Annotated in this window: 18 protein-coding genes; 8 read left to right on the plus strand and 10 right to left on the minus strand. The window is 65.3% G+C overall.

Annotated features, from left to right (window positions below):
• Positions 1 to 13: 13 nt before the first annotated feature.
• Positions 14 to 598, minus strand: a complete 585-nt coding sequence (locus KHP16_RS14280; protein WP_115954729.1) for a UbiX family flavin prenyltransferase — start codon at positions 596 to 598, stop codon at positions 14 to 16.
• Positions 591 to 2,162, minus strand: coding sequence for a UbiD family decarboxylase (locus tag KHP16_RS14285; protein WP_109584243.1), 1,572 nt, complete (start codon positions 2,160 to 2,162; stop codon positions 591 to 593). Before KHP16_RS14285 ends, KHP16_RS14280 begins: the two co-directional genes overlap by 8 nt.
• Positions 2,163 to 2,273: 111 nt before the next feature.
• Here KHP16_RS14285 and KHP16_RS14290 point away from each other — a divergent pair, with 111 nt between their 5' ends.
• Positions 2,274 to 3,158 (plus strand): LysR family transcriptional regulator, encoded by an 885-nt coding sequence (locus KHP16_RS14290; RefSeq protein WP_211960481.1) that lies wholly within the window; start codon positions 2,274 to 2,276, stop codon positions 3,156 to 3,158.
• Between the two features lie 22 nt (positions 3,159 to 3,180).
• Here KHP16_RS14290 and KHP16_RS14295 read toward each other — a convergent pair whose 3' ends face one another.
• From KHP16_RS14295 to KHP16_RS14305, 3 genes are all read right to left on the minus strand, one after another.
• Positions 3,181 to 4,158 carry a Bug family tripartite tricarboxylate transporter substrate binding protein gene (locus tag KHP16_RS14295; RefSeq protein ID WP_211960482.1) on the minus strand — a complete coding sequence of 326 codons (978 nt, stop codon included), beginning with the start codon at positions 4,156 to 4,158 and terminating at the stop codon, positions 3,181 to 3,183.
• A gap of 90 nt (positions 4,159 to 4,248) precedes the next feature.
• Positions 4,249 to 5,109 (minus strand): DUF1932 domain-containing protein, encoded by an 861-nt coding sequence (locus tag KHP16_RS14300; RefSeq protein WP_211960483.1) that lies wholly within the window; start codon positions 5,107 to 5,109, stop codon positions 4,249 to 4,251.
• Positions 5,110 to 5,248: 139 nt separating this feature from the next.
• Positions 5,249 to 5,929, minus strand: coding sequence for a GntR family transcriptional regulator (locus KHP16_RS14305; protein ID WP_109584239.1), 681 nt, complete (start codon positions 5,927 to 5,929; stop codon positions 5,249 to 5,251).
• Positions 5,930 to 6,073: 144 nt separating this feature from the next.
• On the opposite strand from KHP16_RS14305, the gene KHP16_RS14310 reads away from it, so the two are divergent.
• The 3 genes from KHP16_RS14310 to KHP16_RS14320 all read left to right on the plus strand — a co-directional run bounded on the left by KHP16_RS14310 (position 6,074) and on the right by KHP16_RS14320 (position 8,809).
• A complete protein-coding gene (locus tag KHP16_RS14310) occupies positions 6,074 to 6,829 on the plus strand; it encodes a 4-carboxy-4-hydroxy-2-oxoadipate aldolase/oxaloacetate decarboxylase (RefSeq protein ID WP_211960484.1) in 756 nt (251 codons plus the stop codon).
• 82 nt (positions 6,830 to 6,911) lie between these two features.
• Positions 6,912 to 7,871: a Bug family tripartite tricarboxylate transporter substrate binding protein gene (locus KHP16_RS14315; RefSeq protein WP_244835803.1), complete on the plus strand. Its 960-nt coding sequence runs from the start codon at positions 6,912 to 6,914 to the stop codon at positions 7,869 to 7,871.
• Positions 7,872 to 7,978: 107 nt separating this feature from the next.
• On the plus strand, positions 7,979 to 8,809 hold the full coding sequence (locus KHP16_RS14320) for an amidohydrolase family protein (RefSeq protein WP_179594349.1): 831 nt from the start codon (positions 7,979 to 7,981) through the stop codon (positions 8,807 to 8,809).
• Here KHP16_RS14320 and KHP16_RS14325 read toward each other — a convergent pair.
• Positions 8,776 to 9,183: a hypothetical protein gene (locus KHP16_RS14325; protein WP_211960485.1), complete on the minus strand. Its 408-nt coding sequence runs from the start codon at positions 9,181 to 9,183 to the stop codon at positions 8,776 to 8,778. The two genes, KHP16_RS14320 and KHP16_RS14325, sit on opposite strands and share 34 nt — an antisense overlap.
• Positions 9,184 to 9,338: 155 nt before the next feature.
• Between KHP16_RS14325 and KHP16_RS14330 the strand changes: the two genes are divergently transcribed.
• Positions 9,339 to 10,292 (plus strand): histone deacetylase family protein, encoded by a 954-nt coding sequence (locus tag KHP16_RS14330; protein ID WP_211960486.1) that lies wholly within the window; start codon positions 9,339 to 9,341, stop codon positions 10,290 to 10,292.
• A gap of 11 nt (positions 10,293 to 10,303) precedes the next feature.
• On the opposite strand, the gene KHP16_RS14335 is transcribed toward KHP16_RS14330, so the two are convergent.
• Both KHP16_RS14335 and KHP16_RS14340 read right to left on the minus strand, forming a co-directional pair.
• The gene (locus tag KHP16_RS14335; RefSeq protein WP_244835804.1) at positions 10,304 to 10,741 is read right to left on the minus strand and encodes a hypothetical protein; all 438 of its coding nucleotides are present in this window, start codon (positions 10,739 to 10,741) and stop codon (positions 10,304 to 10,306) included.
• A gap of 190 nt (positions 10,742 to 10,931) precedes the next feature.
• Positions 10,932 to 12,113, minus strand: a complete 1,182-nt coding sequence (locus KHP16_RS14340; protein ID WP_211960487.1) for an NHL repeat-containing protein — start codon at positions 12,111 to 12,113, stop codon at positions 10,932 to 10,934.
• Between the two features lie 398 nt (positions 12,114 to 12,511).
• Here KHP16_RS14340 and KHP16_RS14345 point away from each other — a divergent pair, with 398 nt between their 5' ends.
• Together KHP16_RS14345 and KHP16_RS14350 are read left to right on the plus strand one after the other, a co-directional pair.
• Complete coding sequence (locus KHP16_RS14345; RefSeq protein ID WP_115954746.1) at positions 12,512 to 13,186, plus strand: alpha/beta hydrolase; 675 nt, start codon at positions 12,512 to 12,514, stop codon at positions 13,184 to 13,186.
• Between the two features lie 48 nt (positions 13,187 to 13,234).
• Positions 13,235 to 14,866, plus strand: coding sequence for an AAA family ATPase (locus KHP16_RS14350; protein WP_211960488.1), 1,632 nt, complete (start codon positions 13,235 to 13,237; stop codon positions 14,864 to 14,866).
• Between the two features lie 35 nt (positions 14,867 to 14,901).
• On the opposite strand, the gene KHP16_RS14355 is transcribed toward KHP16_RS14350, so the two are convergent.
• On the minus strand, positions 14,902 to 15,651 hold the full coding sequence (locus KHP16_RS14355; protein ID WP_211960489.1) for an SDR family oxidoreductase: 750 nt from the start codon (positions 15,649 to 15,651) through the stop codon (positions 14,902 to 14,904).
• Positions 15,652 to 15,760: 109 nt separating this feature from the next.
• Between KHP16_RS14355 and KHP16_RS14360 the strand changes: the two genes are divergently transcribed.
• Positions 15,761 to 16,729, plus strand: a complete 969-nt coding sequence (locus tag KHP16_RS14360) for an AraC family transcriptional regulator (protein WP_211960490.1) — start codon at positions 15,761 to 15,763, stop codon at positions 16,727 to 16,729.
• On the opposite strand, the gene KHP16_RS14365 is transcribed toward KHP16_RS14360, so the two are convergent.
• Positions 16,713 to 17,360, minus strand: coding sequence for a LysE family translocator (locus KHP16_RS14365; RefSeq protein ID WP_211960491.1), 648 nt, complete (start codon positions 17,358 to 17,360; stop codon positions 16,713 to 16,715). The two genes, KHP16_RS14360 and KHP16_RS14365, sit on opposite strands and share 17 nt — an antisense overlap.
• Positions 17,361 to 17,396: the final 36 nt, after the last annotated feature.

The following is a 17,396-nucleotide window of genomic DNA, read 5'->3' on the forward strand; positions in this document are numbered from 1 at the left end:
TGGCTTTTTCGCTTCACCCTTCGCGCCACCCTTCTATCCGGCCCGTATCGAGCCCGAACTGGTCCAGCGCGCGGCTTACCGAGTGGTCGACCATCTCTTCGAGGCTTGCCGGCTTCGCGTAGAACGCGGGGACCGGCGGAAACACCGTGGCGCCGGCCTCCGTCAGCGTCGTCAGGTTGCGCAGATGGATGAGGTTCAGCGGCGTCTCTCGCACCATGAGCACGAGCGGGAGGCGCTCCTTGAGAACGACATCTGCCGCGCGCGTCAGGAGCGTGCTGGTGACACCCGATGCGATCTCGCCGACCGTGCGCATCGAGCAAGGCGCCACGAGCATGCCGAGCGTCCGAAACGACCCCGATGCAATCGAAGCGCCGACGTCGGCGATCGGATACACATGGTCCGCGAGCGCATGCACCGCGTCGCGCGACAGGGACGACTCGTATTCCCGCGTCAGTTCCGCGGCGCGCGACATCACCAAATGGGTCTCGACCTCCATCTCCCGCAGCAAACGCAGCGCGCGTTCCGCGTAGATGAACCCCGTCGCCCCGGTGACACCGACGATCAGGCGACGACGCCCATGACGTGCGCGCTTAGACATGATCGTCCTCCTCCGGGAACAAGTGCGGGGCGAACGGGCGCGGATCGACTTCCTTGAACTGGGCGCGTTCGAACTCTTCGCGCATGTGGAAAGGCGCCGTGCAATCGAAGACGGTCTTGCAGGTGACACCGCGGGCGGGCAGCGCCGGGTTGAAGGCGGGCGTCTGCGAAGGGTCCAGCACGTGACCGTTGATCTTCGGGAGGAACATCGTCGACGTGTCGCCCTGATAGCGCGTGGTCATGGCCCACATGACGTCGTCGGTGTCGAAGGGGTCGACATCGGTGTCGACCAGGATAATGTGCTTCAGCTCCGAATACACGCCCAGCGCGATGATCGCGGCCTGGCGCGCGCGGCCGTCGTCGTAGGCGGACCGCTTGTTGACCTGAAGCACCGCGAGCAGCTTGCCGCCACCCGCCGTATGCGCGTACACCTGCCTGAGAAATCCCGGCATCGCGGCTTCCACCGCGTTATAAATGCTGGCTTCGGTCGGAATACCGGCCAGGCTCGTGTGCTCCTCGCCGGGGCCGACGAGCGTCTGCATGATGGCGCCGCGGCGCATCGTCACCGCTTTCACCTTGATGACGGGCAACGATGGATTGGCGGGACCGTTGTAGCCGGGGAATTCCGGCATGGCGTGGCCGGTCCCCGTGTTCTGGTCTTCGACGACGCGTACGTTCGGCAGGATCTCCCCCTCGATCACGATCTCGGCCCGCGCGATGGACTTCTGGCCGATGCTCACGCAGTCGACGAGTTCGACGGGTTTTCCCCGCAGACCGCCGGCAATCGACAGCTCGTCGAAACCAAGCGGTGTGGTCGGGGCTTCGAAGCAGGCGCCGATATGGATGGCGGGATCGAGTCCCATGTTGATCGAGACAGGAAGGGCCTCCCCGCGCGCCTCGGCCTTCTGGCGGAAGGCGTCGATATGGCGGCCCGGCGCAAAGAAGATCGAGAGCTCATCGCGGCCCTGTACGCACAGCCGGTGGATCGTGACGTCCGCGTGGCCGGTCTCCGTGTCGCTGCCGAGCACCAGGCCAAGACAGAGGAACGGGCCGGCATCGCTTTCGGTATTCGTCGGCGCGGGGATCAGCTTGCGCAGGTCGAAATCCGCATCGGTGGCGCGATAAACGACTTCCTGGCAAGGCGCGCGATCGCGCTCGACGGTCACGGGGGCAATGGCGTGTCGCACGGCGTCGCCCATACGCTGCGTGAGCGCCGTCGGCGTGGTATCGAGCAGCCGCGCCACACGTTCGCGGCTCGCCATCAGCCCCACTAGCACGCGGCTCTCCGGGTAGCCCTTGATCGTATTGAAGATCATCGCCGGGCCCAGCCGGGTAGGACGTTGCACCGTGCCGCCCGCGCCGATCCGCTTGTACACGCCAGCGAGTTCCGCATGGGGGTCCACCTCGCGATCCGTTTCGAGCAGTTGTCCGGGCACTGTGGCAAGGCGGGCGAGCGCGGAGCGGAGATCGTTCACGGGGATGTCGGCTGCACGCGCGGGACGCACATCGCTGTCGCTGTCGCTGTGGTTGTTGTGATGGTTGTCGCTTCGTTCGCTTCGTTGCATGGCTTGCCTCGGGTCAGGGAAGCCTCTATTGGACGCCCGCGCAACGATGCAATCAATCAATCAACCACCGCGATTTTGATAAGATAAACTTATTGATTCATTGGAACCGCCATGGAACTGCGTTACTTCCGCACCTTCGTCATCGCGGCCGAGCAATTGCATTTCGGCCGTACGGCCGAGATACTCGGCATCGCGCAGCCCGCCGTCACGCAGCAGATCAAGGCGCTGGAGGCGCGGCTCGAATTCAAGGTGTTCAAGCGCGTGCGCCGCGGTATCGAACTGACGGATGCCGGCGCGGTGTTCCTGACGCATGCGCGCCAGGCCCTCGCGCACGCCGAGACCGCCGTCCTCGCGGGCCGGCGGGCCAGCCGGGGCGAACTCGGCAAGCTGAGCATCGCGTACGCCAGCTCCGTGGCGCTCGAGCCCGAACTGCCTGCCCTGCTGAGACGGTTCGCGCAGGCACGCCCCGACGTCGAGCTGGAATTACGCGGCATTCCTGTCCAGGACCAGATGCACGCGCTCGCCGATGAACGCATCGACGTGGCGTTCCTCCGGTCGCCTCCCGGTCCGCTCGACAGCGCGATACGCTTGACGCCATTCTCCCGAACCCAACTGGACGTCGTGCTGGCGAGCGATCATCGCAGCGCTAAAAAAAAGCACATGACCTTGCGCGATATCGGCGACGACGTCTTTATCGTGGTCGATGACCCACCCGGCGTCGGCCTCGGTCATCGCATCCAGGAGTTATGTCTCGAGGCCGGCTTCGAGCCGACCCGCACGATCCGCACATCCGACTCCGTCGGCGTCACAAGCTTCGCCGCCGCGGGCCTCGGTATCGGCGTGGTCCCGCGCACCCTGTCCCGCTATGCCGTCGCAGGCGCGGTATTCAAGCCGCTCGAGATGGCCAACGCCTACAGCGAAGTTGTCATCGCCACCCGCACCTACGACCATTCGGCGGCAACGCGGGCGCTGTTGCGGATGGCGGCGGAGGGCTGAGGTGCGGCGGGAAACGTAGCACTCACTCGATCTTCGCCCCGGACTCCCGAATGACGCGGGCCCAGCGGGTAGACTCGCTTTTCATGTATTCGGTGTATTGCTGCGGGGTTCCGCCGAGGATTTCGGAGCCCTGGTCCTGCAGCTTCGCGCGGACCGCCTTGTCTTGCAATGCCTGGGCCGTGGCGTCGCGTAGTTGCGCGACGATCGCGTCGGGGGTGCCCTTCGGGACCAGGATGCCCTGCCATGCGCCCATGACGAGCGAGTCCAGACCGGTTGCTTCCTTGATCGTGGGAACGTCCGGAAGGATCGATGTGCGCTTGTTGCCCGTGAGCGCAAGTGCTTTCAGCTTGCCGGCCTTGATATGCGGCGTCGCCTCGTTGAGCGGCAGGAACATGAACTGGGTGGCGCCGGCGATCAGGTCCGTGATGGCGGGGGCGCTGCCCTTGTAGGCGACGTGCGTGACCTGAATGCCCATTTCCTTGGCGAACAGCGCCCCGCCCAGGTGCAGCAGCGCGCCGGAGCCCGACGAAGCGTAGTTGAGCTTGCCGGGGTTGGCCTTCGCGTGAGCAACCAGTTCCCTGACATTGTTCACGGGCAGGTTCGGCGTCGTGACCAGGACCAGCGGAATGTTGGCGGTCAGGCTGATCGGCACGAAATCCGTGAACGCATCGAACTGGACGTTCTGGTACAGCGACGGCGCCAGCACGATGGCCGACGTGCTATAGAAAATGGTGTAGCCATCCGGCGCCGCGCGCTTGGCCTCGGTGGCTGCGATGTTGCCGCCGGCGCCGGGCTTGTTGTCCGGCACGATCGATGTGGACAGCTGCGATGCCAGTCCCTGCGCGACGATCCGCGCGTTGATGTCCGCGGAACCGCCGGGCGGAAAGCCCACCAGCATGCGCACGGGCTTGCTGGGGTACTTGTCCGCGGCGGACACCGGCGGCACCGCGAACGTCGTGGCAAAGATCGCTGCTGCCGCAGCGAGATAGAGGGTACGCATGTCCTGTCTCCGGAATTTTTTTGTCTAGGTAAGCCTTGTTTCGCTCGTGTCACTCGTCTCACGCGTGTCGCTTGCGTGTGTCTTGTGTCGTTATGACGTCTGCCTGAGCAACCACTGCAGCGCGTCCTCGAGCGAGGGGTTCTCTCCGACCGGACTGGCTTCGATCGCCGCCGATGTCCTGGCGAAGCGGGCTTCCACACCGGGCAGCACGAGCGATGTCAGTCCCGCCCCGCGCAGTTCCTTCTGGGCTTCCGCCACCTCGTGCGTCCGGCGTCGCGCGTGGATCGTGTGGGTGCGCACGAGCATGTTGATGAAGTCCTCGAGCGGACTGTCGTCGATGTCCTTCAAGACGCCATACAGCTTCGCGCGCACGCCCTGCTTCTCCGCCGCCATGAGCAGTTCTACCGCGAGCGCCTCCATGCCCTTGGTGAACACGCTGCGCAGCACCTTGAGCGAGATGGCATCGCCCGCGGTACCGCCTTCGACCACGCGCGCATTGCCGCCGGCACGCGCGATCAGCGCCGCGAAATCGTCAGCGCCATCGCCCGCGCACAGAAGCGGTGTCTTCGCCCGCGCCAGCGAAATCGCCCCCATGACGGCGACGTCCGCGTAACCGATGCCCCTCGCCTTCGCGCGCACGCCCGCCACACGCTTGTCGGCTGGGCTCGCTGTCGTCAGGTCGGCATAGCGCGCGCCGAGTTTCATCTGGTCGAAGCACTGCCCAGCCACGTCGAGCGCCACGGCGCCGAATACGCAGGACAGCACCCAGTCTGCATCGGCGAGCCAGGGTCCGATTCGATCGTGAACGGTGAGGTCGAACTGCGCGGCGAGGTCACGGCCAGCCTGCGACAAATGCGTGTCGCAGAACTGAAAGGTGGTGCCCGGAATGGTGGCGAGCGCGCTGACGTAGCAGCGGCCCACTTCGCCCAGGCCGATGATTGCGATGTTCAAGACTGCCTCCTTGCTAATGAAGCCAAAGAGTACAAAATAAATACAGTCGGAACAACGAAAAAGCGAGAGTTGCAGGGTAAACGTGGGGGATTTACCCAATGTCTCCCGCGCCAGCCGGTGGGTGACGCGGAGATTTGTTCTATTTTTGTACGCTAGAAGGCGTGTCGAAGTTGTCCAGCCGCCGGCTCATAAACCGTTGATTGGACACCAGCAGATGGACGGACATGAGCTGCTCGGCAAGATCGCCGTCATGCAGTTCGACCGCCATGGCGATGTCGCGGTGGTGTTGGAGGCTACGCAGCAGATCGGCGTACTCGTAAAGGAAGAACGAACGCGTGATGATCGGCATGTCGATCATGGTCTCGAGGATCGTCTTCAGGCGTTGGGATCCCGCGGCATCCAGCAACAGACGATGAAAGCGGCTGTTGGCGGCCTGCACGGCCTCGATGCCGCTCTCCGAATCGCGCGCGCCTTCGATGGCGCCAGCCATTTCCTGATTGCATTGCTTGAGCCGCGCAATGACGGCCGCGTCGGCCCGCTCCGCCGCAAGCCGGGCGGCAAACGGCTCCAGGCGAATGCGCAGACGGAACATGTCTTCGATGTCCCAGCGCGTGAAACCGGCGACGAACACACCGCGTCCGCTCTCCTGCACCGCGAGGCCATCGTCGATCAAACGCTTGAGGGCAGCGCGCACGGGCGTGCGGCTCACGCCGATGTCCTCGGCGATGTGCTCCTCCTTGAGCTGGGTGCCCGCCGTGTAGTGCCCTGCCACGATTCGCTTCTTCAGCACTTCGTAGGTCTGTTCGCTGCCCTTTTTCATCGCTTTTCTGGTTTTCCTGACGCGCGTTGCGGGGTCGCTTCCCCAACCGGGCCGCATGGGGCGGTTCCCGCCGCAATGCTACCAAATGCGGGGAGCCGCTGAGGCAGAGCTGTCGTGTGTATTTTTAATGTACGACTCTGGACCATGCATCGGTCGAAGATTGACGTTTACCCGCATCCGCGCACATTACCCTTGAGCACTATTGTTTTTATTTTGTACTATTCGCTCATCGGCCGCACGGCAATCACTCAACACGGAGACCACATGTCCGCACAGCACCTCGAACGCCTCAAAGCCTTGGGCACCGCCACCATCCATGAAGCCCAGGGGCAGAAAGGCGCGCTCGACGCGGGGCTCAAGCCTCTGGACCCCACGCTCCGCATGGCGGGTCCAGCGGTCACCGTGGATATCCGTCCCGGCGATAACCTGATGATCCACTACGCGTTGACCAAGACGAAGCCCGGCGATGTACTCGTCGTCGATGCGAAGGGCTTCCTCGAAGCGGGCCCGTGGGGTGACATCCTGACGCTCGCCGCGCTGGAACTCGGCCTGGCGGGACTCGTCGTGAACGGCTCGGTGCGCGATGGGAATGCCATCATCGAGATGGGTTTCCCGGTGTTTTGCCGCGGCCTGTCCATCAAGGGCACCGGCAAGAATCAGCCCGGCAAGGTCAATGTACCGTTGCAGTTCGGCGGCGTGCAGATTCACGCGGGCGACATCGTCGTCGGCGACCGTGACGGTCTGGTCGTGGTATCCCCCAGCGAGGTCGAGAGCGTGATCGACAAGAGCATCGAACGCGAGGAGAAAGAAGAAGCGATGCGCATGGCGCTCAAGGAAGGCAAGACGATGGTGGAACTGCTCAAGCTTGGCGAAACGCTGGAGCGCTTCGGCCTGCGTTGATGTCGCTGCGCCCCAAAGGGCGCGCGTCTCGTTGATGTCTGGAGCGCTCACAGAAGCGCCTTTCCCAAACCCGGAGACATTCATGCACATTCTCACGCGCATGCTGGTAGCGCTCGCCCTGAGCACTACCGTATCGACCGCCGCGCATGCCGCGGAGTACAACGGCCCCGTCCGCATCGTCGTACCGTTCGCGGCGGGAGGCGCCACGGACGCGCTGGCTCGCCTGCTCGCCCCCGGCCTGGCCAAGGAACTGGGCCACACCGTGGTCGTGGAAAACCGCCCCGGCGCCAGTGGCCAGATCGGTACCGCCTACGTGAAGAACGCACCGGCCGACGGCTCGGTATACCTGCTCGCCCTCGATCATTCCGTCGTGATCGTGCCGTTGATCACCCCAACGGCGGGGTATGACGCCTTGCGCGACTTCACGCCCGTTGGCACCGTGGCCCGCTTCCAGTGGGTGCTGTCCGTGCCTGTCACAAGCCCTGCCACGACCCTGCAACAGTTTATGGAGATTGCCAGAACCGACCCGGGCAAACGCAACTACGGTGTCCCGCTGATGGGCGGAATGCCCGACCTGATCGGCAGCAGCGTGGGTAAGAAGGCGGGCGTCGCGATCGAAGCCATTCCCTTTAACGGTTCCGCGCTAATGATGCCGCAACTCATCGGAGGCCAGCTCGCCTCCGGGGTTACCGGTTCTCCGGAAGCCGTGACCATGTCGCGCGCGAAGAAGGTGCGCCTGCTCGCGGTGACGGGCGACAGGCGCTCGCCCCTGTTGCCTGATGTGCCGACCTTCGCGGAGAGCGGCGTGCCGGACCTGAACCTCAATAGCTTCAACGCCTTCTTCGCGCCAAAAAATCTGCCACCGGCGATCGCGGACAAGTTCAACGCGGCGCTCCGGAAGACGCTTGCCGATGCGGATGTTCGCCGGCAGGTCAGCGATATGTCGCTGGACCTGGTGGAGTCCTCATCGATGCCCGAGGCGAAGTCGGAACTCGAACGCACCTATCGGTTCTGGAACCGCTCGGTGGCGGCCAAACGCTGAACACCCAACGACTCAGGAGGCGTCGCGCCATGACGGACCGCGTTCCTCACTCCTCGGGCACGGACGCGCCGGCGTTCCCCCTGCCCAGCGACGCATGTGACTGCCACATGCATATATTCGATCCGGCACTGCCCTTCGCGCGCAACGCGGTGCTGACGCATGGTGCCGCGACGCCCGCGCAGTATGACCAGCTTCGCGCGCGCCTCGGCCTGCGCCGCAACGTGATCGTGCAGCCCTCGTCGTATGGCGGCGACCATCGGGCGCTGCTGGCCGCATTGAAGCATTTCGGTGCATCGGCGCGCGGCGTCGCCGTGATAACGCCGGAAACCGCCGATGAGGAACTGGACCAGCTTGCGGCGGCGGGCGTGGTGGGTGCCCGCCTTAACCTCGTGCAACGGGGCGCGACCGATATCGCGATGGCGAAACCGCTTGCCGCCCGGCTCCGCCACCTTGGCTGGCATCTGGAGGTCCATATGCTGCCGGTTGACTTCTTGCAGGCGGTCGATCAGCTGGTCGGACTGGGCGTCGATATCGTTGTCGATCATTTCGCCCGCGCGTGCACGGAGCCCGCCCTCGCGCCACTGATGACGCGAGCGGTCAACAAGCTGCTGGACAGCGGCCACGGCTGGCTGAAATTGTCCGGCGCATATATGGCGGTGCCGCACGGCAGCGGCGACCTGCGAGGCCCCGCGCTGCAACAGCTCGATGACTTCGTGACCAGCCTCGCCGACAGATTTTCCTCACGGCTCGTGTGGGGCACGGACTGGCCCCACGCGACGGAGTCGGTCAAGCCCGACGACGCGGCGCTCGCGGACCTGCTCGCGCGCTGGTTCCCGCCGCCGGTGCGGGACGCCATCCTCGTCACAAACCCTGCCGTGCTTTACCGCTTCAACGGCCGCGACGATCAACGCGCCTTGGTGTCGGGCGGCGTCACCTGATCGATGGACGCGCCGCCCGTGCCCTTGCGGGGGCTGCCGCTCAGACCCGAGGTCGGGCCCTTGCCGGCGGATTCGGAGGGAGGCTTGTTGGCGCCCGCGGCGCCCGGCAGGCCGGCACCGCTCCTCGGTTCTTCCGGCATGTCCGCGGGTCCTTTGCCCAGGCCGCCGGGGTTGTTCGCGCCCTTGGCGGCGGGTGCGCTGCCCGGTGCCATGGGTCCGACGATGCGGCTGTCGCGCGAGCCGTGGTCGGCGCGGTTGCCGGGAGTCTGGGCCATGGCCGTGGGAACCAGGTTCGGCACCATAGAGGCCACGACGGTGAGGGCCGCTGTGGCCGCGATCGTCATGCCTGACAGTGAGGTTGAGCGCTGTGACATGCCGCGTCTCCCGAGATTCGATGTCTCAGTGTGGACGCACGCGGCAGGCGGGCGCCATCGGCCCATGTCCTACAGCCGTCACCACTGGGAACGGTGGACAATTCCAGATATATCACATATCTTGGTCGCATCCCCGGACCGTGAGCCCGCCAGCCATGACCACGACGATCGTTTATACCCACGCCGCTTGTCTCGAGCACCGGCCCGGCCCGCATCATCCGGAGTCGCCCGAGCGCCTCAAGGCAGTTGTCGATGCGCTGCGCACGCCCGCGTTCGCTGACCTGGAGTGGCGCGATGCCCCGATGGGGACCGTCGAGCAGGTGCAGCTGATTCACGAGGCGGACTACATCGACGACATTGCCGAGCATGCGCCCAGCCGGGGTTACGTGCCGCTGGACGCCGGCGATACGATCATGTCGCCGGGTTCGTGGGAAGCGGTCATGCGCTGCGTCGGAGCGGCCTGCGCGGGCGTCGATGCGGTCGTCTCGGGGCAGGCGCGCAACGTGTTCTGCGCGACGCGCCCATGCGGCCATCATGCGGAACCTGCCAAGGCCATGGGATTCTGCATCTTCAACCAGGCGGCAATCGCCGCGGCGTACGCCAACGCGGTCCACAAGCTAGAACGCGTCGCGGTCGTGGACTTCGATGTGCACCACGGCAACGGCACGCAGGACGCGTTCTACAACCGCCCCGAGTTGTTCTATGCCTCCAGCCACCAGTCGCCCTTCTATCCCGGTACGGGCGCGCGTTCGGAGACGGGCGTAGACCACAACATCGTCAACGTGCCACTGCCGCGTGGGTGCGACTCCGCGCAGTTCCGCGCCGCCATTTCCACGCTGATGCTGCCCGCGGTGGAGGCCTTCGCGCCGCAGCTCATCATCGTCTCCGCCGGATTCGACGCCCACCGCCTCGATCCCCTCGCGGGCATGAACCTCGAGGACAGCGATTTCGACTGGATCACGCGGGAATTGATGCGGATTGCCGACCGGACGTGCGAGGGCCGCATCGTGTCGATTCTGGAAGGGGGCTATAGCCTCGAAGCGCTCGCCTCGAGTACGGTGGCGCATGTGGGCGCATTAATAAACGGTCCCGGCCCGCTTCCTTCGTAGCCATCGACCCATCAGGCCGCGGAGCGCAGCGCTTCGCGGTCTTGTTGCGCGGTTTCGGGGGGCCGGCTCGCTTCGCCCGACGCCGGCGATGGCGATGGCGATGCATCCGCCACCAGATCCCCCAGACCGATCGTCACGGTGATATTCGGCGTCCAGTTCTTGCGATCGGCGCTGACGTCGGCAAACGTGCTGACCGTCGCGGTATAGCCCTGCGACCGAAGGTCGTCCGCCAGTCGTTGCACGCGGGGTCCCAGCGCGGCCTGTGGATGCTCTTCGTTGATATCGAGGACCAGCGTGGTCTCGAATTCCTCCTTGCCCTTCTGGATGGCCGCCTGCATCGCCTTGAGCTGCTTGTTCGCGAGGGCGACGAGCTTGTTGTACTTCGATTCTTCCTGGCTGGCGCGCAGGGCCTTGGCGGCGTTGATGATTTCGATGCGGTCCACGAACATGATTGCCTTTCGAGCTTGCGGGAGGGAGGATTGACGCGATGCGCGGGGCGCCGCGACTACTGTATAAATATACAGTGCCTCGTGGCTCACCCGCAAGAGGTCTCTATCGGACCGTCTCTATCGGACCGTCTCTGTTGGACCTCCGCGGCGGCATCGCGCCCCGTCGATACCTCCCCCTTCCCCTACCGCATCAAGGCAGCGTGATCTTGCGGATGGTGTTGCGGTTCAGCTCGGTCACGTAGAGGTTACGCGCGCTGTCGATCGAGACCGACAGCGGCGCGTCGAACTGCGCCGTCGAACCGTTGCCATTCGCGGACCCCGCCGTGCCCGAACCGGCGATGGTCGTGACGACGCCGGCCGGCGTGATCTTGCGGATGGTGTTGCCGTTGCGGTCCGCCACGTAGAGGTTGTCGTCCGCGTCGATGGCGAGACCGTTCGGGCCATTGAACTGCGCCGCCGTGCCTGTGCCGTCGACGACCGCCGCCACACCGGAGCCCGCGAACGTCGTGACGACGCCCGCCGCCGTGACCTTGCGGATCTTGTTGGCGGAAATGTCCACGACGAAGAAGTCCCCATGCGAGTCCATCTTGATGGCGATCGGCGAAATAAAGGTCGCTGCGGTGCCTGTACCGTCCACCGAGCCCGTCGCCCCGCTGCCGGCCAGCGTCGTGACCACGCCCGCCGGCGTGACGCGGCGAATGACGTGGTTGCTGAAATCGGTCACATACAGGTTGCCGCCCGCATCCATTGCGGCGCTCACGGGACTACTGAACCTGGCGGCGGCACCTGTGCCCTCCGTATAGCCCGCGGTGCCGGCTGCCGATCCGGCCAGGGTCGACACCGTGGTGCCGTCGAACAGGCGAATGGCGTTGTTGCCCTGGTCGAGGATGTACATGTCGCCGCTCGCATTGAAGAGCGTCTCGCTCGGATAACGGAAGCGTGCCGATGCCGCCGGACCATTCACGAAGCCCACCGTATTGGTGCCCGCCACGGTGCTCACGAGGCCGCCGGGCGTGATCCTGCGGATCGCGCTGTTCCCCGTGTCGGTAACGTACATGTTGCCGCTCGCGTCGAACACGATGCCCTGCGGCGACAGGAACGTCGCGGTCGCGATCGGGCCGTCGGTAAAGCCGCCCGTTGCCGAACCGGCAAAGGCGGTGACCTGCGCTTCGGGCGCGGGATTGTTCACGCACGACACCGCGACATCGGTCACGTTGGCCGTTGCCGTACCCGAGCCATGCGTCACGGTACAGGTCTGCCCCGTCGGCTGCGTCGAAACGGTGACCGCGTACGCGCCCTCGACCGCCGTGGCGAAGGTAAAGCTGCCGCTGACGCCGATGGACAGCGCGTCGACGCCGTTGTTCTGCAGCACGACGGACTGGCTGGACCCGAGGCCGGTGACCGTGCCCGATCGTGTAGGTCTTGGCTGCCGGCACGGAAGGCACCGTAACCGGTGTGTCGGTGGGTGTATTGGCCGCGGGCGCGCTAGCGGACTGGCCGCCGTTGTTGTCGCCGCCGCAGCCGCCGATTGTCAGGCCGATCAGCAACAACGATGCGGCCGTAACCTGAGTGATACGGTAATACGAGTCTGGGTTTGCATGCGCAAGAGTCAGGTTGAAGAGCCGATTGCTCTGCTTTTTTGTATCGGCACCACTTGTTAACCCTTGAGTCAGCTAATTCGCGCCCTTCGCGCGGTCCCCGCGTCGCCCCCGTTGCACAATATTGGTGATATATTACATATCACCACGTCGCCGAGGCATCGTTTCCCCCATGCTTGATCCCTCTCTGCTTGGCCGGATGACCTACTCCCCTGTCGAACCGTCGCTGCCCCGCCTCCCGCCGGGTCGCCACCGGCTTGGCATCGCCGATGAACGCGACGCTGTCCTCTATGTGCCCGACGGGCTGGCGGAAGGAGCGGTCCCCTTGCTGGTCATGTTCCACGGCGCGGGGGGATTCCCGGAGAAGGTACTGCCCTTCATCGAGCCGCATGCCGACGCGCACGGCGTTCTCGTGCTCGCGCCGCATTCGACGTTTCCGACCTGGGACATCGTCATCGGGGGCAACGGCCCCGACCTCCAGCGCTTGCAGCAGGCGCTGGCGGCCGTCTCCGCGCGTTACCGGATACGGCCCGATCGGCTCGCGTTCGCGGGCTTTTCCGATGGCGCGAGCTACGCGCTGTCGATCGGGATCACCAACGGCGATATCGCCAGCCACGTCATCGCGTTCTCGGGCGGGTTCATGTCCGTCTTCATGCAGGAAGGCACGCCGAAAGTTTTCATCGCGCATGGGCTCGTGGACGAGCAGTTGCCCGTGCAGACGAGCGGCCGCGCCAATGCCACCAAGCTGCGGGCCGCCGGGTACGATGTCGAGTATGTCGAGTTCAACGGCAGGCATGCGATCCAGCCGCCGATCGTCACCGAAGCCATCCGCTTTTTCCTCGCATAGCGCGCCCTCGTGTGGGCCCTCGGACTTGCCGCCAACGGAGTGCAACCCATGAATTTCGAGATCCCGCAGTCCCTGATCCACCCGCTGCTCGCCATGGTCGATGCCGAGTCGCCGCTGGCCCGGCAACTCAAGGAACATGGCATCTGTCATGGCAGCATGTCCGTGTCGGCGCGCCTGTTCGACGCGCAATCGCTCAATTCTCTGTACGCGCTGAGCAAGGCGCAAAACGAACGGGAGCTGCTGTTCCAGATGCTCGCGCTCGACAATATCTACAACGCCCCGCAGGCACGGACCATTCCCGGACTGGAACTGCTCGTGGCCGGATTGGTAGCCTATCTGTCGCGCGACGTCATCGACGGCTGGCTTTATCAGCGCAGCCGCGATGGCGTCCTTCTGCCATGGCTGGTCCAGCGCATCCGCCACGTCGAGCCCGAACAGGGCATGCCCTACGTGGCCATCGATCTGCTGGCGAACACCATGCTGTCAGCCAATTCGTCGCTGACCGATCCCACGCGCCGCCGGTCGGGCATGACGACGTCGATCGTCGTCACGCGTGACGAGATCGTCGACAAAACCATCCCGCAGCTGCTCGCGGAGTTCGGCTTCTTCAAGGAATGCGCGGAATTCAGGCAGGAGTACGAACGGCACGCGAAACTCTTCGTTCGGTATCAACGCGGCTTCGGCGCGCAGTACATCGCCACCGGCTCCGCGTTTACCGTCGAAGCGAAAGGCGCCGTCGCGCTCGCGCGTCTCGGCGACGGGGTGGCCGCCCGCTGCATCAACGACGAAGAGCGGCTCGAGCGCCGTTTCGAAGTGACATGCGATGCCGAGTTCTGGCGCAGGGCCGGCGTTCCCACCGCGTTCGAGAAGATGCCGCTGCATGGCTACGTGCATCTGTTCCACCTCGAATGGCATCGGAACATCTGGGTACACGTGCAGCACCTGACCGAATACCGATATCGACCGGAGCTCCGGGAGAAGCTCGTGCTGCCGGATCAGCATCGCGATCTCATCGACATTCTGACGTCGCACATGGATGTGCTCGTGCAGGATTTCGTGGCTGGCAAATCGGGCGGGACGACGATCCTCTGCCAGGGGGCGCCGGGGCTCGGCAAGACGCTGACCGCCGAGGTGTATGCGGAGGTCGTCGGCAAACCTCTGTATCGTGTGCATTCGGGGCAGCTGGGCACGACCGCCGCGTCCGTGGGCGCAAACCTGATGGAGATACTGCGGCGGGCCATGCGATGGAACGCGGTGCTGCTGCTCGACGAGGCCGACGTCTACATTCGCCGGCGCGGCAACGACCTGGAGCACAACGCGATCGTCGCCGAGTTCCTTCGCACGCTCGAGTATTTCAGCGGTCTGCTGTTCATGACCACGAACCGTACCGGCGACGTCGATGACGCCATCCTGTCGCGCTGCATTGCCACCATCCATTACGAGACGCCGCGCAGGGAAGATGCGGCGCGGTTGTGGCGCCTGCAGGCCGAACAGTGCGGCGCCGAGCTTGACGACCGGCTCCTCGACGCCTTGACGGCGGCTTATCCGAAGGCGAGCGGCCGCGACATCAAGGAACTCATGAAGCTTGCCACGCGCTATGCCAGGGCAAAGCAGATGGCCTTGTCCGAGGACGTGTTCCGGCTTTGCGCGCAGTTCCGGGCGGTCGGCTCGCTCGCATGATGCCTCGGCGTGCGAAGGTGGGTGGCGCGCCTGCTTCAGCCCCCGGCAATCGCCACCGCGTCGGCCCCGGCCGGGATCCGCATCGGCGCCCCCGGATCGGTCACTGCTCGCCATACGGCTTCGGCGACGTCCGATGCATGCGTGACGGGCGTGGTCGTATCGCGCACCGCCGCGAAGACCTGGTCGCGGAATGCCACATAGGGCTCGGGCACCGTGTCGCCCATGAGCACGCGCGCGTTGTCGCCGAAACGGGTTTCCGGCGACCGTCCCGGCAGGACGATGCGCGCGCGGACATCGAACGGGGCAAGCTCCAGCGCGAGGCACTCGGTGAAGGCGTTGACCGCGGCCTTGCTTGCGGTGTAGACCGCGAGCAACGGTAACGGCCGCAGCGTGACGGACGAGGTCACGTTGACGATGACCCCTGCCCGCCGTTCACGGAATTGCGGCAGGAAGGCCTGCGTCATGGCGATGGTGCCCAGCGTATTGGTATCGAACAGCGTGCGGAGATTGTCCGGTGCGATGCCCTCCACCGGGGCCAGCAGGCCGACGCCCGCATTGTTGACGAGGGCATCGATCGGGCCAGCTTCGTCGAGGCATCGTTGAATGCTCGCGGGGTCGGTGACGTCGAGCGGCAGCACGCGGCGGCGCTCGGAACGTGGCAGCAGATCGGGCCTGGGCGTACGCATGGTCGCAATGACATGCCAGCCCTGGTTCACGAAGTACTGGGCGGTCTCGAGGCCGAAGCCCGATGAACAACCGGTGATCAGGACGGTCTGCGACGACATGGTGTGAACTCCTTTGCTTTGCATGTGAGGGAACGTGTCGCCAAAGATAGAATCCCCGCGCTGGACTGGCTATACTCGGGAGTCCTTTCTTTTGTAGAGATCGTCCACCATGGCGGACCCGCTTGCGGAGATCGTCGCGTTACTGCGGCCGAGTACGCCGTTCTCGAAGCTCGTCGTCGCGAGCGCGCCGTGGGCGGTGCGGCGCACCGAGACGGGACGACCGTTCTACTTTGTCGTGCTCGAGGGCGGCTGCCATCTGGCGATCGATGGCCCGACGTCGAGCCATATGCTGACGCTGCGGGAAGGCGATTTCGTGCTCATTCCCACCGCGCGCAATTTCGCCACGTCGAGCCTCGATCGGCAGCCGCCGACCGCCGATGAAGCCGTCACGACGGTCATTACGCCGATGCCCGGTGGCGCGCGAGTCGGCGATCCGGATGGCGCCGTGGACGCACGCATGCTGGTCGGCAATTGCGTGTTCGGCTCGGCCGACTCGGCCTTGCTGGTTTCGTTGTTGCCCCAGTGGGTGCACGTCCGCGGGGAGCGCCGGTTGTCGACGCTGGTCCAGCTCGTCAGCGACGAAGCCCGCGCGGACCGCCCGGCACGCGACATCGTCCTCGAGCGTCTGCTGGAAGTGCTGCTGATCGAAGCGCTGCGGTCGACGGCGAGCATGGCCGCGTCGCCCGGTCTCGTGCGCGGGCTGGCCGACCCGCAGTTGGCGCGGGCGCTGCGCGGCATGCATGAGCGCCCTGCCGACTCATGGACCGTTGCGCAACTCGCGCGGGAAGCATCGATGTCTCGCTCGTCGTTCTTCAACCGGTTCAGCGATGCCATCGGCGTGGCGCCGATGGAATACCTGCTGACCTGGCGCATGGCCATTGCCAGTCAACTACTGCGCGAGCGCGCCTTGGCCATCGCGGAGATCGCGGCGCGTGTGGGCTATGGCTCCGTTTCCGCGTTTGGCGTGGCCTTCACGCGCCACGTCGGCGTGCCGCCGGGGCGTTATGCGCGGGACCATTCGGCCGCCATGCCCCTGGCCGACGCCCCGACGGCGATTGAACTTACAGCGCCAGCATGACGATCACGCCTGCCGCGAGCAGGATCAGTGCGAGGCCCGACAAGCGTTCCACCCAGGGCAGCGCACGCGCGAAACGGTGCAGCACGGTCTTGTGCCCGATCGTGGCGGCGATCGCCAGGTCCCAGAGCAGTACGGCGCCGAACATCCACGTGCCATAGAGCGTCTTCCATCCCGCGCTGGAATGCGGGCCCGTCAGCATCGCCGCGAGGCTGGCGTAGAACAGCGCGTTCTTCGGGTTGAGAATGCCGGACAGAAAGCCCATGGCGGCCGCGCGGCGCCACGCGACGGGTGGCGCCGTGGCGTGCGCGCTCCCGCCGCGGGACGCTGACACGGCCCCCGCGTTGAGGTCCTGACTGCCGGCATGGCGGATGAACAGCGCGCCGATATACAGCAGGTACGCGCAGCCGGCCAGCTGCAGGATAACGAACGGCGTCGTGTCGGGCCGCAGCGCCGTCGTCCCCGCGAACGCGGCCACGATGAACACACCGTTGGCCAGGGCGATGCCCAGGCAGGCACCGCTCGCGATACGCGGGCCGGCGGACAGGGAGGTTCTGGCGATGAGGAAGAAATCGGGGCCGGGAGACAGCAACGCCAGGAAATGCGCCGCGGCGATCATCAGGAACTGCTGCATTGGATTCACACATGCGATGTTTTGCGCAGTGTGCCG

This window comes from Cupriavidus plantarum, from assembly GCF_905397285.1.
GTDB lineage: Bacteria > Pseudomonadota > Gammaproteobacteria > Burkholderiales > Burkholderiaceae > Cupriavidus > Cupriavidus plantarum.

Coding starts and splice junctions, on each gene's coding strand:
- KHP16_RS14345 (WP_115954746.1), top strand. CDS start 12,512: ATGCTTGATCCCTCTCTGCTTGGCCGGATGACCTACTCCCCTGTCGAA.
- KHP16_RS14335 (WP_244835804.1), bottom strand. CDS start 10,741: ATGTTCGTGGACCGCATCGAAATCATCAACGCCGCCAAGGCCCTGCGC.
- KHP16_RS14355 (WP_211960489.1), bottom strand. CDS start 15,651: ATGTCGTCGCAGACCGTCCTGATCACCGGTTGTTCATCGGGCTTCGGC.
- KHP16_RS14365 (WP_211960491.1), bottom strand. CDS start 17,360: ATGCAGCAGTTCCTGATGATCGCCGCGGCGCATTTCCTGGCGTTGCTG.
- KHP16_RS14280 (WP_115954729.1), bottom strand. CDS start 598: ATGTCTAAGCGCGCACGTCATGGGCGTCGTCGCCTGATCGTCGGTGTC.
- KHP16_RS14305 (WP_109584239.1), bottom strand. CDS start 5,929: ATGAAAAAGGGCAGCGAACAGACCTACGAAGTGCTGAAGAAGCGAATC.
- KHP16_RS14360 (WP_211960490.1), top strand. CDS start 15,761: ATGGCGGACCCGCTTGCGGAGATCGTCGCGTTACTGCGGCCGAGTACG.
- KHP16_RS14290 (WP_211960481.1), top strand. CDS start 2,274: ATGGAACTGCGTTACTTCCGCACCTTCGTCATCGCGGCCGAGCAATTG.
- KHP16_RS14325 (WP_211960485.1), bottom strand. CDS start 9,183: ATGTCACAGCGCTCAACCTCACTGTCAGGCATGACGATCGCGGCCACA.
- KHP16_RS14330 (WP_211960486.1), top strand. CDS start 9,339: ATGACCACGACGATCGTTTATACCCACGCCGCTTGTCTCGAGCACCGG.
- KHP16_RS14320 (WP_179594349.1), top strand. CDS start 7,979: ATGCATATATTCGATCCGGCACTGCCCTTCGCGCGCAACGCGGTGCTG.
- KHP16_RS14295 (WP_211960482.1), bottom strand. CDS start 4,158: ATGCGTACCCTCTATCTCGCTGCGGCAGCAGCGATCTTTGCCACGACG.
- KHP16_RS14350 (WP_211960488.1), top strand. CDS start 13,235: ATGAATTTCGAGATCCCGCAGTCCCTGATCCACCCGCTGCTCGCCATG.
- KHP16_RS14285 (WP_109584243.1), bottom strand. CDS start 2,162: ATGCAACGAAGCGAACGAAGCGACAACCATCACAACAACCACAGCGAC.
- KHP16_RS14310 (WP_211960484.1), top strand. CDS start 6,074: ATGCATCGGTCGAAGATTGACGTTTACCCGCATCCGCGCACATTACCC.
- KHP16_RS14315 (WP_244835803.1), top strand. CDS start 6,912: ATGCACATTCTCACGCGCATGCTGGTAGCGCTCGCCCTGAGCACTACC.